11 protein-coding genes are annotated in these 15,033 nt (G+C 67.4%); 1 reads left to right on the forward strand and 10 read right to left on the reverse strand.

Annotated elements, in window-relative coordinates; all coding sequences use genetic code 11:
* Positions 1-28 precede the first annotated feature (28 nt).
* From E7V67_026880 to E7V67_026895, 4 genes are all read right to left on the reverse strand, one after another.
* Positions 29-3,031, reverse strand: coding sequence for a triple tyrosine motif-containing protein (locus E7V67_026880; GenBank protein ID WUR13265.1), 3,003 nt, complete (start codon positions 3,029-3,031; stop codon positions 29-31).
* Between the two features lie 167 nt (positions 3,032-3,198).
* Complete coding sequence (locus tag E7V67_026885; GenBank protein ID WUR13266.1) at positions 3,199-3,777, reverse strand: YceI family protein; 579 nt, start codon at positions 3,775-3,777, stop codon at positions 3,199-3,201.
* A 64-nt stretch (positions 3,778-3,841) separates the two neighbouring features.
* Positions 3,842-4,339 carry a hypothetical protein gene (locus tag E7V67_026890; GenBank protein ID WUR13267.1) on the reverse strand — a complete coding sequence of 166 codons (498 nt, stop codon included), beginning with the start codon at positions 4,337-4,339 and terminating at the stop codon, positions 3,842-3,844.
* A 78-nt stretch (positions 4,340-4,417) separates the two neighbouring features.
* Complete coding sequence (locus E7V67_026895) at positions 4,418-5,038, reverse strand: cysteine hydrolase family protein (protein WUR16355.1); 621 nt, start codon at positions 5,036-5,038, stop codon at positions 4,418-4,420.
* A 95-nt stretch (positions 5,039-5,133) separates the two neighbouring features.
* On the opposite strand from E7V67_026895, the gene E7V67_026900 reads away from it, so the two are divergent.
* Entirely contained in the window at positions 5,134-6,087 is a 954-nt protein-coding gene (locus tag E7V67_026900; protein WUR13268.1) for a helix-turn-helix domain-containing protein, read from the forward strand.
* 3 nt (positions 6,088-6,090) lie between these two features.
* Here E7V67_026900 and E7V67_026905 read toward each other — a convergent pair whose 3' ends face one another.
* From E7V67_026905 to E7V67_026930, 6 genes are all read right to left on the reverse strand, one after another.
* Positions 6,091-7,593, reverse strand: a complete 1,503-nt coding sequence (locus E7V67_026905; protein WUR13269.1) for a tryptophan halogenase family protein — start codon at positions 7,591-7,593, stop codon at positions 6,091-6,093.
* Between the two features lie 24 nt (positions 7,594-7,617).
* On the reverse strand, positions 7,618-8,619 hold the full coding sequence (locus E7V67_026910) for a cupin-like domain-containing protein (protein ID WUR13270.1): 1,002 nt from the start codon (positions 8,617-8,619) through the stop codon (positions 7,618-7,620).
* Positions 8,603-9,310: a SapC family protein gene (locus E7V67_026915; protein ID WUR13271.1), complete on the reverse strand. Its 708-nt coding sequence runs from the start codon at positions 9,308-9,310 to the stop codon at positions 8,603-8,605. The genes E7V67_026910 and E7V67_026915 overlap by 17 nt, the downstream gene beginning before the upstream one ends.
* Before the next feature lie 15 nt (positions 9,311-9,325).
* On the reverse strand, positions 9,326-10,852 hold the full coding sequence (locus E7V67_026920) for a tryptophan halogenase family protein (GenBank protein ID WUR13272.1): 1,527 nt from the start codon (positions 10,850-10,852) through the stop codon (positions 9,326-9,328).
* 128 nt (positions 10,853-10,980) lie between these two features.
* Complete coding sequence (locus tag E7V67_026925; protein ID WUR13273.1) at positions 10,981-13,956, reverse strand: TonB-dependent receptor; 2,976 nt, start codon at positions 13,954-13,956, stop codon at positions 10,981-10,983.
* Positions 13,957-14,121: 165 nt separating this feature from the next.
* Positions 14,122-14,931, reverse strand: a complete 810-nt coding sequence (locus E7V67_026930; protein WUR13274.1) for a glycoside hydrolase family 16 protein — start codon at positions 14,929-14,931, stop codon at positions 14,122-14,124.
* Between the last annotated feature and the right edge of the window lie 102 nt (positions 14,932-15,033).

Consider the following 15,033-nt stretch of genomic DNA (forward strand, 5'->3'; position numbering starts at 1 on the left):
CGCACTAGCTCGATCGAGCTAGCCGGATCTATGCCCGGCGGGCTTGCGGCCGGCGGCGCTGGCGCAAGCGCTGGAACAAGGCGGCCGAGCGCTGCCCCGCATAAGCGTGTTCCGCAGGGATGGCCAGATGCACCGAGGTGCCCTTGCCGGGAGCGGACAGCAGCGTGTATTGCGCCCCCAGGGCACGGGCGCGCTCGCCCATGCCGGCGATACCGTAATGGCCGGGCCGGCCTTCGCTCGACAACGCGGCCGGCATGCCGCAGCCGTCGTCGCGCACCAGCAAGGTCAGGCCGTCGCCACGGTAGTCGAGAATGAGCTCCACATGGCTGGCGCGGGCATGCCGCGCCGCATTGATCAGCGCTTCGCGCGCGATCGTCTGCACTTCGTCGCGCACGCGCGGCGTGATCGCGCGCGCCTCGCCGTGGATGCTGGCCGTGAAGCGCTGCTGCAGCAGCACCGCGCCGTACTGCGCCAGCGCCTGTCCCAGTTCCTCCGGCTCGCCGGGCGCGCGCAGGTCGGCGATGCGGTCGCGTCCTTCCGACATCAGCTCGTCGGCCAGGTCCAGCGTCTGCTCGATCCGGGTACGCTGTTCGGATCCGGGCGGCAGGCCGCGCGCCTGCTGGTCGAACAGCATGACCAGGCCCTGCACGCTTTGCAGGAAGGTGTCGTGCAGCCCGCGCGCGATGCGTTCGCGTTCAGCCAGGCGCTCCTGCATCAGGTCCTGCAGCCGCGCGGTAAGGCGGCGCACGCGCAGCACGTACAGGCCGCCCAGCAGCAGCCCTGCCGACAGCACCGTCAAGGCCGTGAACCAGCCGGTTTCCACGAAGCGCGGCGGCACCACCAGCGCCAGCGTGGCGCCGTCCTCGTTCCACACGCCGTCTTCGTTGGCGGCGATGACACGGAAGCGGTAGCTGCCCGGTCCCAGGTTGGTATAGACAGCCTCGCGGCGCGTGCCGGCCTCCTGCCAGCGCTCGTCGAAACCCTCCAGGCGGTAGCGAAAGCGCACCCGCTCCGGCATGGCCAGGCTGGGCGCCGTGTAGGCGATGCGCAGGTTGCGGCTGCCGACCGGCAGGCGCACCTCGTCCTGGGCCGGATAGCTGGCGTCGCCCGCGCGCACGGACAGCAGCTGCACCGGCGGCGCCAGGGCATTGCGGGCGATCCCCGCCGGGTCGAGGCTGGCCACCTCGCTGGCGGTGGCGAACCACAGGCGGCCGTCCGCGCTTTGCGTCAGCGAAGGCAAGGGGCGCAGCTGCTCGGCACTGCCGACCAAGCCATCCAGGGCATCGAAGCGCTCATACGGCAACGGCCGCGCGGGTTCGCGCAACAAGCGCTCGACATCGGGTGCGGCGACGCGGCCGATGCCGTCCGCACCGTGCAGCCACAATTCACCGGTGCGGGTGCGCACGAGACCTGAAATACCGCGCAGCGGTCGTTCTCCGGCCGGTGTCACGTGGTGCCAGCGCCGGCCGTCGAACCACGCCAGCCCGTTCTGCCCGCCGGCCCAGACCCGCGGGCCGTCCGGCAGCAGCACCTGGACATGCCCCAGCTGCAGGCCCTGTGCGGCACCGAACACGCGCACGCGCCCGGCTTCGATCAGCGCGATCCGATTGCGCTGGTAGCCAGCCCAGACCCGACCCGCATCGTCGGTCGCGAGGGACATCGCATACCCGTCCGGCAGGCCGGCCACGTCACCGTCCTTGCGCCAGCGGCTGCCGTCGATCCGGAACACGCCGGCGCCCGGCAGCGAAATCCACATGCGCCCGTTGTGGTCGACCGTCATGGCCTGGGTATCGCGATCGCCCAGGCCAGACGGATGTGGCAGTTGGGTCAGCGTGCCGGCCGCGCTCCGGCGCCAGCGCGCCTTGCGGTCGGCGAACCACAACGTGCCATCGGGTGCACGGTAGCTGCAGGTCAGCTCGAGCTGGCCCAAGGTCTCGCGTGCGCCGGCCACGGTGTAGCGCCGCAGCGCCTGGCGCCGGTCGCCGATGATGACGCCATCCCCGTCGCCGATCACGCCCGGCCGGTCGAATGGCGTTGCCACCGGCACGCCGTGGAGGCGGGTGCGGCGCAGGCGATCCAGGCCGGCCGAGGTGCCGACCCACAGGTTGCCCTCGCGGTCTTCGAACGCCGTCTGCGGCAGCGGCCCGCTCATGCCGTTCGCCTTGCTCAGCTGCAGTGCGCCGGCCGCGCTGCCGACATACGGCGGCTTGCGCAGCTCCAGCGCATTGACCTTCAGGATCCACATATTGCCGGCGCGGTCGAACAGCGCGCCATTGCCACCGAGTTCGGCGCGCGGCGCCGGATTGCCGGGCGGCGCATCGGCCAGCACGCGATAGTGCTTGTCGATGCCGTCCGATCCCCAGATGGTGCCGTCCGGCGCTTCGGCCATGGCCATCAGGTCGAGATAGGGCCATGCGCGCCGGTAGCCCAGCGCGCCGGGATCGCGCAGGTAGATCCCGCCCGCCACCGATACCCACTGCCGGCCGTCGCGGCCAAACAGCACCTGTCGGGTGCTCGCTTCGGGCAGGCCCTCGGCCCGGCCGACACGACGAAACCGCGCGGCGCCCGGCGCCAGGTGTCCGAGTCCGGTCGCTGTGGCGACCCAGACGCCGCCATCCGGGCCTTCCGTCATCGTCAGCACGGTGCCGGAAGGCAGCCCGTCCGCCGTCGTGAACAAGCGCATGCGGCCGCGGTCGAACATGCTGACACCGCCGAAGCGGTCGCCGACCCACAGGCGACCGTCGCGTGTCGCCAGCAGGGCCAGGGGGCTGGTCGACGGCAGGCGATGGCCCTGCACGCTGTCCATGCGCTGGAAATCGACGCCGTCGAAGCGGAACAGGCCGTTGGGCGAGCTGACCCACAGCCAGCCATCGGGCGTCTGGGTGAACTGGACGACATCGGCCGGCGCGCCGCGCTGGCCGTTCCAGGAAGTGTGGGCGTACTCGCCCAGTTGATGGGTGGCGGCGCTGGTCGGCAGGGACAGGGCGAGAAACGCCAGCAGCGCGGCGCGGCGCAGCAGGGGCAACGCCATCGTTACCGCCGCGCGCAAGGCTGGCGCGGGACCGCAGTGTTCATCGAGCCAGATTCAAGTGGTTGCCGATACCGGACGGGGAGGAGGCGCGCTGCCAGGGCAGCGCGAGAATTGCCGGGATTATAAAGGCGTGGGACAACACACGTACAGGCAGGCGCGTGCCGGCTTTACTTGGCCGCCACCGCCTCGACCTGGATGCGCAGCGCCACATCCATCGAGAAACCGTAGTCCTTGCCGGCCGTGAGGCCGAAGTCCGCGCGGTTGAAGGTGGCGGCGGCATCGGCGCCGCACAGCTCGCGCTTGAGCATCGGGTGCGGGATGCACTTGAACTTGTTCAGTTTCAGCGCGACCGGCTTCGTCACGCCATGCAGGGTCAGCTCGCCCAGCACCTCGGTCGGCGCGCCGGCGTTGAAGCCGGTCAGCTTGCCGCGGTAGTGGGCGGTGCCGCCGAAGCGGGCGACGTCGAAGAAGTCCTTGCCGCGTGCCCATTCGTTGAGGGCATCGTTGCCGAAGTCGATGCTGGCCAGATCGATGTCGATATCGACGTGGCCGCTGCCCGCTTCGCGGTCCAGCACGACCTTGCCGCTGTTCTTGTTGATCTTGCCGCGCCAGACCGAGATGCCCATGTGGTCGGCCTCGAAGCTGGGGAAGGTGTGGGTCGGATCGATGTCGTACGTCACGGGGGCGGCAAAGGCACTGGCGCTGGCGCTGGCCAGCATCAATGTGAACAGCAGGCTGTTTTTCATGCGGCGTCTCCGGGTCACAGGGGATGCAATACTGTGACCCGGGGTGGCGCCGGCTGTCAAGCCTTCAGCGCTGGTACTTCAGCGCGATCCGGAACGGGAATTCCTGCGTGCAGGGCTGGCCATGGCACAGGGCCGGCTTGTACTGCTCCACCACCAGCAGGTTGCTGAGCAGCTGCGTCATCTCCGGCGTGGCCGATTCGTAGATGCGCACCTCGATGGCCTTGCCGTCCGGGCCGACGATGACGCCGGCGTCGAATTTACCCTCCAGGTGCGTGCGGCCCTGCAGCTGCCCGACGGTGCGGAACAGCCGTTTCAGGCCGTGCTTCGGGTAGGGCGGCTCGTCGTCCGGCCCCATGCGCTCATAGTGCGCGCGCAGACGTGCTTTTTCCGCCTCGGTCAGTTCGGCATAGGTTTTCTCGAACGGCAGGAAGCCGGTGGCGGCGTCGCGCCGCAGGTGGCTACCTGTGGGCGCGTCGTCCTTCAATTTGTAGGCCTGCTGCGCGGGCGCGCTGCCAATCGCAAGCAGCAGTAGTGCCACGGCAACGGTGAGATAAGTGCGCACGCTCGATCCCCAAAAGCCTGTTTATACCGTAAGAGGGAGGGCGCAAAGCTCACCGATTGTCACGAGCCTGACATTTTTTCAGCTCCGCGCGCGCCGGTTCGACAGGTAGACGTTATCGGGCGCCAGCGCCACGCCGCCCGCAGCCGCCGCCTCCCACTGGCCGGTGCTGCACACGGCGGCGAAGTTCGAGTGAAACACCGTGCAAAACACACGATGGATCTCCTCGGCGCTGGCGCGGCCGCCGTCGTTCGCGTACGGCAGCGCGCCGGTGGCATCGGCCAGCACTTCGACCTTCAGGCCCCGGTGCGACGCTTCGTACACGGTGGCGGCATCGCAGTTGTGCGTCATGTAGCCGACGATCGTCAGCGTGTCGATCGCGTGCTGCTCCAGCCACTGCGCCAGGTCGGTGCCGGCAAACACGCTGGCCTTGGTCTTGTGGACCAGGTGGTCGCGCGGCAGCGCGGCGATTTCCTCGCGCAGCTGCCAGCCGGGAGAACCTTGCGCGAATACGGGCGAGGTGGCGGGGCCGCCGTGCTGCACGACGACGACCGGGATGCCGGCCGCATGGGCGGTGCGCATCGCCTGCACGATATTCGGCAGCGAGGTCGTGACAGGCGGGTATTCGATCGGCAGGTTGCCGGTGAAATATTCGTTCTGCACGTCGATGACGAGCAGGGCGCGGCGCGGGGCGGTGGACATCGTGATCTCCTTGATGGGTGGCAGTGACGTCATTGTGGCTCCGTGGCCGCGGCGCCGACAGTGGCCCGAAGGCCAGTCATCGCTATAATCGGGCCATGGACATTATCCGCATCGCCGTCGTCGCGTTCGACGGCATCACACCCTTCCACCTGTCGGTGCCGTGCCTGGTATTCGGCAGCGCTGACGCCGGCCTGGCGTCGTTCGACGTGACCGTGTGCGCAGCCAGCACCGGTTCCCTGCGCACCTCGGCCGGCTTCGCCATCGCGGTCGAAAGCGATTTACGAGCACTGGCCGATGCCGCCATCGTCGTGGTGCCGTCCTGGCACGACGACTATCGCCCGGCGCCACCGGCGCTGCTGGACGCGCTGCGGGCCGCGCACGGCCGTGGCGCCCGCATCGTCGGCCTGTGCCTGGGCGCCTTCGTGCTGGCCGAGGCGGGACTGCTGGACGGCCGCGGCGCCACCACGCACTGGGCCAGCGCGGCCGAACTGGCGCGGCGCCATCCGCGCGTGCGCGTCGATGCGGACGTGCTGTACGTCGACGGGGGCGGCGTGCTCACCTCCGCCGGCGTCGCCGCTGGGCTGGATTGCTCGCTGCACCTGCTGCGCCAGCTGGCCGGCGCCGAGGTGGCGAACCGGGTGGCGCGCCGCCTGCTGGTGGCGCCGCACCGCGCCGGCGGCCAGGCCCAGTTCATCGAGCGCCCGGTGCCGGCGGCAGGACAGGGCGGACGCTTCGCGCAGGTGCTGGAGTGGGTGCTGGCGCACCTGGCGCAGGAGCACAGCATCGACGCACTGGCCGAGCGGGCCGCCATGAGCCGGCGCAATTTCACGCGTCACTTCCGCCAGAGCACGGGCACGTCGTTCAAGCAATGGCTGCTGGGCCAGCGGCTGGCCCAGGCCCAGCTGCTGCTGGAAAGCGGGGACACGCCGGTCGAACTGGTGGCGCAAGCGGCCGGCTTCGGCTCGGCGCTGTCGCTGCGCCAGCATTTCCGCGCCGCGTTCCAGACCTCGCCGTCGCAGTACCGCAAGCAGTTCCGCGCAGCGGCCTGAGACTCACCAGCCGGTACCGGCGCAGTACTGCTGCACGTACTGCTGGTGCGACGGCAGTTGCGCCACCGTGCGCTCGATCGACGTCGCCATCGAGCCGAGGAAGTGGGCCAGCTCGTCGTCCCCCATCAGGTCCGCCGTTTGATGGTGCTGGCGCGGATGGATGCCCTGGCCCAGCATCACCTGGATCCAGCTGTTCTCGGCGAACAGCTCGTTGGGAATGCGGAACACGCGGCCGGTCTCGCGGAACAGGTCGATGCGGTGGCGCAGCGAGGCGGGGACCGGCATGCTGGCGGCGTCGCGCCAATATGGCGTGTCGCGCCGGTTCGTCACGTGATAGTGCAGGATGATGAAGTCGCGAATGTGGTGGATTTCCGTTTCCGCCTGCTTGTTGTATTCGTCGACGTCGGCCTGGCTGATGCCGTCGGTGGGGAACATCTGCATCAGGCGGATGATGCCGCGCTGGATCAAATGGATGCTGGTCGACTCGATCGGCTCCAAAAAGCCGCTGGCCAGGCCGATGGCGACGCAGTTGCCCTTCCAGGTCTGCTGGCGCTGGCCCGGCTTGAAGCGGATGATCCGCGGCGTCATCAGGGGTTCGCCTTCGACGTTGGCCTGCAAGGTGCGGATGGCCGTGTCGTCGTCCGTGTAGCGGCTCGAATAGACGATGCCGTTGCCGACGCGGTGCTGCAGCGGAATGCGCCACTGCCAGCCCGACTCGCGCGCGATCGAGCGCGTCAGCGGGATCGCGTCGCCCACCGATTTCGTTTGCAGCGCCGCCGCGCTGTCGTTGAACAGCCAGTGCGACCAGTCCTCGTAGCCGACGCCCATCGTCTCGCCGATCAGGAGGGCGCGAAAGCCCGTGCAGTCGATGAACAGGTCGCCTTCCAGCTCCACGCCGGAGTCGAGCCGCAGCGCGCGGATGTCGCCGCAGATCAGGTCCTTGCGCACTTCGGCGATCTTGCCTTCCACGCGCTGTACGCCGTAGCGCTCCGAAAAGCGCCGCAGGAATTTGGCGTAGCGGCCCGCGTCCATGTGGTAGGCGTAGTTCATGCCGTTTTTCGGCAGGTGGGCAAAGCGGTTGTGCAGCGATGCCTTCAGCTCCAGGCAGTAGTCGCCGTAGTCGCCGGCCAGGCCGCGCTCGCGGCCCTTGTGCCAGAAGTGCTGGAAGCCGGCCGTCCAGTGGTCCGTTCCCGTCGTGCCGAACGAGTGGATGTAATCCTCGCCCACGTTGCGCCAGTTCTCGAAGCTGATGCCAAGCTTGAACGTGGCCATCGTCTCGGCCATGAATTCGCGCTCGTCGATTTCGAGCAGGTGGTGGAAGTTCATCAGGGTGGGAATCGTCGCCTCGCCCACGCCAACGGTGCCGATCTCGTCGGATTCGATCAGCTTGATGTCGAGCAGCTTGCCCAGCGATTTCGACAATCCCGCCGCCACCATCCAGCCGGCCGTGCCGCCGCCGGCGATGACGACCTTGCGGATCGGGCGCTGCGCTCTGGTCTGTTCCACGATAGTCTCCTCTGCTTTTTTATATCAGCGGTTCATCCGCTTGAGTAATTGGGCGCGCAGCGCCCGCGTGGCATCCGCGTCCAGTGGCCCCAGCACGCGCCGGGCCGCCGGCGGGATATGCGCCGCGGTATGTTCGTCCGCGTCGAACACGTAATGGTCGAATAACTGGCGCCACGCGGCGCGCTGGGCGGGCGGCAGGTCGCGTACCGTCATGATGGCGTGCATCAGCGCGCTGGTCGGCGTGTCCATGTAGCCGGGCGACTGCCGCCACCAGTAGTTGACCAGCACATTGAAGCGTTCCAGCGCCTCGACGTGGTGCCACCACATGCTGGGAATGAACAGCGCGTCGCCCGGTTCCAGTTCCGCCACCTGGCCGTGCGGCAGCGCGTCGGCGAATCGCGGGAAACGCTCGAAATCGGGCTGGCGGAAGTCGACCAGGCTGATGGCCTGGCCGGCCGGCGTGAAATCGAGCGGGCCGATATACAGGTTCTCCAACTGCTCGGGCGGGAACAAGGTAAAGCGGCGGCGTCCGGCCGCCACGCAGGCCAGGTTGTCCGGCAGATCGTAGTGGGCGGCGATGCGGGTGCGGTTGCCGATCCAGATGCTGGCCAGCGCATCGCGGCCCTGCAGGTCGACGTCGTTTTCGGACCGGAACCCCGGCAGGCAGCTGTCGATCGTGGTCGAGCCCACGTAGATGGCAGGCGGGTGCTCGTCGTCGCGGTGCTCTTCCAATTCCGCCAGCACGCCATCGAGCCTCACGTTGGCGGGGAAAAAATTAAAGCCGGACAGGTCGTCGTTGTAGAAAAAGCGCCCGTCGATCTCGGGTCGGCCCAGCATCGCGACGACGTTCATGCCCTGGTAGAAGCGGCGCAGGTAGCTGGACGCGGCCTGCTGCGACGCGCGCGCTGCCCGCACCAGCGGCCAGTCGGCCACCAGGCCGCGCAGCACCAGCGGCTGCGTCGACTCCAGGATGCGCGGCGTCAGCTCGCCCGGGCGGACGCCATGCAGTTCAGCGACCGGCAGCATGGGCGCGGTTCTTGCGGCCGATCAGGGCACGGAACTGCGACAGCGAGGCGATCGCCATGTACACCGCTTGCAGGTGGCCGGCCTGGTGCAGGCGGGCCAGCGCGGCGCCGTCCAGCGCGGCCAGGCGTTCCTCGTGGATCGTGTAGAAGCCGGCCAGGCGGTTCTGCGAGCCGTCCTCGAGTTCGATGTCGAACGTAAAACCCTCCAGCAGCTCGTGCCGCAGCAGCGCTTCGACGAACGCCGGCAGGCTTTGCATGCCCTGGTGGATCGTCAGCAGCACGGAATTGATGCGCTCCAGGTATTCGGTGACGCCGCCGTGCGGCAGGAACACCGCTTCGCCCGTGCGGCCCACGCGCGGATGGTCGAGGTCCACGTGCACCATCAGCTCTTCGCCCTGGCGCCCGATCAGGAAGGGCTGCCGCTCGATCATCAGCGGCACCTCCGGCGCATCCCAACCGTCTTCACCCAGGAACAGGTTCTCGCCTTGCTGGAAGCCGAACAGCGCGACCGGTTCGAACGACGTGCCGTCGTCGCTCTTGCGGAACACGATCGGGTAGTAGGCCTGCAGCGTGCGGAACTCGGCCGGGAACGTGGTGGCGAACATCACGTTGTCGCCCAGCGCGGCGCGGCGCTCGGTGGCGATGTGCAGGTCCTTGTGCTGGACGTTATTGAGCAGTACGGGATTGGGCATGGTGTCTCGTGTGTTTTAGATTTTTTGCAGGCCGTGGCGGCGGATATGGTCGATCAGCGCGCGGTTGGACGGCAGGGCGCCCAACATCCGGCGCGTCAGGTCCGCCGCTTCACGGTAGTACTGCGCCGCGACGGTGGGGTCGGTGCGGCGCGTGCCGCCCGGTTCCGGCGTGAAGCCCATCCCGTACAGCACGTATTGCCAACTGGCGGACGGGAACACTTCCTCGATGCGGTGGAAATCCAGCCGCGACGGCGGCCGGTGGCGCCACAGCGCCAGCAATTCCTGCAACCGCACCGGTATCGAGCGCTCGTCGCGGTGGTCGTCCCAATAGGCGCCGGGCCGGCGGCTCAGCACGTAGTGCAGCTTGAGGAATTCGATGACCCTTTCCCAGCGATAGGTAAAGGCGTCATTGAAGCGGCGCGCGACGGCATCCATCGTCGCCCGTGTCGCGGGCAGGTCGTCGCTGACCAGGGCCGCGGACAACTCCACCAGCGCCAGCGCGGACGCTTCCAGCGGCTCGATAAAGCCGGCGGAGAGGCCGATCGCCACGCAGTTGCGGTGCCAGAACGTGCGCCGGTAGCCCGGCTGGAACGTCAGCTTGCGCGGGGTCGCGTCGGTCCCGAGGTAGGCGCACAGGTCCGCTGCCGCCTCGTCGTCGCTCGTGTGCGCGCTGGAGTAGACGTGACCGATACCACGCCGGGTCGGCAGGCCGATATCCCAGATCCAGCCGGCGCGCTGCGCGGTGGACGTGGTTTGCGAGGCGATCGGGCTGTCTTCGTTCAGGTAGGGCACTTGCACGGCCAGTGCGCTGTCGTTGAACAGCACGTGGCGCTGGTCCACCAGGCCGATGCCGTAGTGCTGCCCCAGCAGCAGCGACTGCATGCCCGTGCAGTCGATGAACAGGTCGCCCGCCAGCGCGCCGTGCGCACGCGTCTGCAAGGCGGCGATGTCGCCACTCTCGTCCGACGCGATGCCGGTGACGTGATCCGGCACGTAGTGGACGCCCAGGCGTTCCAGGCAGTGCTTGCGCAGGAAGACGCCGAATTTGCCGGCATCGAGGTGGTAGCCGTAGTTCGCGACGGCCGCGAACTCCGGCGTGGTCGCCTGCTTCGGCGCGCGCCCCTGCACGCACAAGTGCGGCTGGAAGCTGACCAGGTCCGCGAACGGGACGTGGGAGAATTCGCGCTGCCAGGGTCCGATCAGGTCCGTCTCGCCATAGCCTTGCGGCAGCACGAACGGGTGGAAGTAGTAATCCGCGTGCTCGCTGCCACGCCAGCCGTCGAAGCGCGAGCCCTGCTTGAACGCCGCATCGCACTCGCGGAAAAATGCCGTCTCGGAGACACCGATGCGCGCCAGCGTGTCGCGCATCGTCGGCCACGTGCCTTCTCCCACGCCGATCGGCGCGACGTCGGGCGACTCGATCAACGTCACCCGCAAGCCGTCCGGCGCGTGGCCGCGGTGGTCGGCGGCGATGACGCCGGCTGTCAGCCAGCCGGCGGAGCCGCCGCCAACGATGACGATGTGCCGGATCGGATGGGCCATGCGCAGTTCCCTGACGTGGAGTTATCGAAAAGTTTAACCGAAAAACTAATTCATGGACGAGGAAAATATACGCCGGGGACAGGTCGGTACGCCGCGCGGCCTGTCCCCTTGGGTTTCTGTCCCTCGGGTCAGAACTTGTAGCGCATCCCCACCATATAGCGCGGTCCCGTCTGCGTCGCGTTCACCAGCATGCTCTTGGTCCGGCCATGCTGGCGCGTCGTCTCGTTGGTCAGGTTGATGCCCTCGAACTGCAGCGACAGCTTCGGCGTGACGGCATAGCCGACGCTCAGGTCGAACTGGCCATAGCTTTCCGTGTACTGGGGGTTCGGCCCGGCCGCATCGAACGTCGAGGCCAGGAACTTGTCGCGCCAGTTGTAGGCCGCGCGCACCGTCCACTGCGCGTTCTCGAAGATCCCGATCACGTTGGCCGAGTCGGACAGGCCGACCAGCGCGAACTGCTCGCCGATGCCGGCGTTGTTGTAGCCCAGTCCCGAATCGACGTAGGTGTAGTTGGCCGAGATGCCGAAGCCGCTGTCCCCGAACATGTGCTGCACGTTCACCTCGAGGCCTTTCAGGTCGGCCTTCTTCTGGTTCGAGAACGTCGTGATGCGGAACCTCGCCGCCGGGTCGTTCGGCTGGCCGACGATCGTGCCCGTGGCGTTGCCGGAGGGGTCGTCCGCGCCGCGCGTCACGCCGTTCGCGCCAGCATGATTGCGCAGGATGTAGTTGCGGATGCACGTGGTGTCGGCGTTGCCGCAGCCATTGGCCAGGGCTTCGTTCCAGAACGCGCCGCCCACCGGCGTGTGCAGGTCGGCCAGCGTCACGTCCAGCTTCGACTGGCCCGCGTAGTTCTCCAGGTTCTTCTTGAAGAAGCCCAGCGCGAAGAAGTTCTGCTTGCCGTAGTACCACTCGTACGACAGGTCCAGGTTCTTCGACTTGACCGGCTTCAGCGCCGGGTTGCCTTGCGATCCCGTACCGCCATCGAGGCGCGACAGGTTGTCCAGCACGACGCCGCCGGCGATCTGGTCGTAGCGCGGCCGGCCGATCGTGTGGCCATACGACAGGCGCAGCTTCATGTCCTGACGCAGTTCCAGGTCCGAGTCGAGGCTGGGCAGCAGGTTGTGGTACTTGCCGGAGAGCGTCGTGAAACTGGGCGCGCCGAACTGCACTGGCAGCTCGTTCTGTGACACCCAGCTGATCGACACCGGCGTCGGCACCAGCGCGGTCGAGACGACCTCGGTCTTCTCGTAGCGCAGCCCCAGCGCAGTGCGCAGCGGCAGCCTGGTATCCCAGTCGGTATTGAACTGCAGGTACAGGCTCTTCGACTTTTCTTGCGTGCGCTGGTCGGTGTCCCAGCGATCCTTGACGGAGTACAGGTCCGGCCGGCCGGACGCCTTGATCGCCAGGTCGCGCACTTCGCCGAAGTTAAAGGTGTAGAAGTTGTTGAACAGGTTCGGATTGCCGCTGCCATCGATCTTGTCGAAATACTGGCGCACCGTTTCGGCGTGCCACACGCTGCTCGGGTAGTCGGCCGGGCTGGTGGCGCCACCCCAGGTGTCGCGCTGCATCGTCGAGAAGGCGGAGCGGTTGTCGACCTTGGTCGCGGACAGCCCGAAATTCAGTTCCGATGCCTCCAGCAGCTTCAGGCGGCCCTTGAACTGCGCCTGCGAGATCTCGCCCTTCATGTAGCCGTTGCGGAAGGCCGATCCCGTCACCTGCTGCGGCGCGCGGGTGAAGTCCGCACCCTCTATCGACAGCACCGGGAAGTCCTGGCTGAAGTCCGCCGTCGTGTTGCCGCGGCTGAAGGACGATGTGCCCAGCACATTGTCCGAACCCCACGGGCTGTCGGCCATCGATTCGGCGGTGGAGCGGTGCGCGTCCAGCTCCAGCTTCAGGTTGCTGTTGACCTTCCACGCGGCGTTGAAGCCCAGCGACTTGTTTTCGCTCTTCGTCGCAAAGTCGGCGCCGCCCATCGCGATATCGCTGTTGGCGGGGCTGATGATTTCCGTGTACACCAGCGGGCCGGCCGCGGGACCGTTGGTCCAGCTGCTGGCGGACGGGCCAAAATTGAACCAGGCCGACAGGTCCTGCCGACGCGTGTGGATCTTGTTTTCCGAGTAGGTGTAATCGAGCGTGGTGGTGAGGTCCTTGCGCGGCGCGAACTGGAACGTCAGCTGGCCGTTGGTGCGCTGGCGCTGCACCCCGGAGAAGGCGTAGTTCAGGTTCTGCGGCACCGAGTAGACGTCGGTCGGGCCGGGGCGGTTGGTGATGCGCTCCGAGCCGGGCGTGCCAGGCTGCGGGATCGTGCCCCAGTTGTTCTCGTCGCCACGGAACGGGCCCTTCCAGCCGCTGGAGACGGACGCCGTGTTGTAGCCCAGGTTGCGTTCCTGGTAGCTGGCGCTGACCGCGATGCCGAACATATTGTCGGCCCACGTGTTGCTGTAGATGCCCGAGATTTCCGGCGTCACCTTGTCGCCGGACTTGACGTCGCCCGGCAGGTTGGTCGACGACTTGTCGTACACGCCCTTGACGCCCACGCTGGCCTGGAAGCCGGGGCGGTCGAGCGGGCGCGCCGTCATCACGTTCAAGGTGGCGCCGATGCCGCCCGTGGGCGTGTCGGCACGGCTGGTTTTATAGACCTGGATCTGCGCGATGGCTTCGGAGGCCAGGTTGGCGAAGTCGAACGCGCGGCCATTCAGGTCGCCCAGGTTCGACGTCGGCATCTGGCGGCCGTTCAGCAGCACCATGTTGAAGTCGGGCCCGACGCCGCGCACGGTGACCTTGGAGCCTTCGCCGATGGAGCGGTCGATCGACACGCCGGAGATGCGCTGCAGCGATTCGGCCAGGTTCGTGTCCGGGAACTTGCCGATGTCCTCGGCCACGATACCGTCCACCACGCCGTCCGCATTGCGCTTCAGGTTGAGCGAGGACTGCATGCTGGCGCGCAGGCCCGTGACGACCACGGCCTGCAGCGGCGCCTCGCCGGACGCGCCGCTGGTCGTGACGGCGGCGGGTTCGCTGGCCTGCTGCGCCAGCGCCGGCCAGGCACAGGCGCTGGCCACGGCCAGCGCGATCAATTTTTGTTTTGCCTTGGGATGATGCATTTCGTCTCCTGTGTTCTTATCGCTGTGTTCTTGTCGAATCGCCGTGACACGTACCCGTTGTGCTTGCCTTGCCTCCCGCCTCTTTATGGAAACGTTTCCATTTCCTGCCGTCAAATCTTAGGTAGCCTGCTAAATAATGTCAATGGAATACTGGTGTTGCCGCAATCAGGGTTGATAGACCCGGACGTAATCGATTTCGAACCGCCAGGGCAGGCTGGCATCGACAACGTCGCCGCCCAGGTCGCCACCCACCGCGAGGTTCAACAACAGATACTGGGGGCTGTCGAACGGCCATTGCGCGTAGTCGCCGTTGCCCGAATTGACGCGCTCGGCGTAATCGCGGCCATCGACACCGATGCGGATGCGTTCACGTGTCCACGTCAGGTGATAGTCGTGGAACGCGCCGCAGGCATCGGGCACGGCGGTGCGATCGGTCTTGCCCGTCCCCATCGGCCAGTTGCTGGCGCCCGTGTAGACGCTGCCGAGGATTTCGCCGGGCCGGTGACCCACGTGTTCCATGATGTCGATCTCGCCGTCGACCGGCCATTGGCCTTTCGTCCCCAGCATCCAGATCGCCGGCCAGCTGCCCCGGCCGCAGGGCAGCTTGGCGCGCACCTCGACATAACCATACGTCCAGCTGGCCTTGCCGCGCGTAAGCAGCCGCGCCGATGTGTAGCGCTGGCCGCCGTAGTCGGCCTGACTCGCCAGGGCCTCGCGGCGCGCGGTGATGACCAGGCGCCCGCCCGTTACGCGGCTGTTCTCGAGCCGTGCCCGCGCGTAGTACTGCAGCTCGTTGTTATGCCAGCCGGTGCGGTTGCGTTCCGTGTCGTAGTCCCAGCGCGCCGGGTCGGGCACGCCGTCGACGTCGAATTCGTCGGCCCACACCAGGCGCCAGCCGGACGGCGGTGCCGCGAGTGCCGGCAGCGCCAGCGTGGACGCCACCAGGATCGAAAGCAGTCGGCCGGCTGAAGTCATCGATTTTCCCCGTCAATGTGGCCAATGGTAACGTTTCCATTTTGACGACGCAACCACGCTTTACGCGTTTTAGACAAACAAACAACAGTTCTGTGCGTGCCG

Origin of the sequence: [Empedobacter] haloabium (assembly GCA_008011715.2) — a bacterium.
Classification (GTDB): Bacteria; Pseudomonadota; Gammaproteobacteria; order Burkholderiales; family Burkholderiaceae_D; genus Rugamonas; species Rugamonas haloabia.

Coding starts and splice junctions, on each gene's coding strand:
- E7V67_026880 (WUR13265.1), bottom strand. CDS start 3,031: ATGGCGTTGCCCCTGCTGCGCCGCGCCGCGCTGCTGGCGTTTCTCGCC.
- E7V67_026885 (WUR13266.1), bottom strand. CDS start 3,777: ATGAAAAACAGCCTGCTGTTCACATTGATGCTGGCCAGCGCCAGCGCC.
- E7V67_026895 (WUR16355.1), bottom strand. CDS start 5,038: ATGTCCACCGCCCCGCGCCGCGCCCTGCTCGTCATCGACGTGCAGAAC.
- E7V67_026900 (WUR13268.1), top strand. CDS start 5,134: ATGGACATTATCCGCATCGCCGTCGTCGCGTTCGACGGCATCACACCC.
- E7V67_026910 (WUR13270.1), bottom strand. CDS start 8,619: ATGCTGCCGGTCGCTGAACTGCATGGCGTCCGCCCGGGCGAGCTGACG.
- E7V67_026915 (WUR13271.1), bottom strand. CDS start 9,310: ATGCCCAATCCCGTACTGCTCAATAACGTCCAGCACAAGGACCTGCAC.
- E7V67_026920 (WUR13272.1), bottom strand. CDS start 10,852: ATGGCCCATCCGATCCGGCACATCGTCATCGTTGGCGGCGGCTCCGCC.
- E7V67_026925 (WUR13273.1), bottom strand. CDS start 13,956: ATGCATCATCCCAAGGCAAAACAAAAATTGATCGCGCTGGCCGTGGCC.
- E7V67_026930 (WUR13274.1), bottom strand. CDS start 14,931: ATGACTTCAGCCGGCCGACTGCTTTCGATCCTGGTGGCGTCCACGCTG.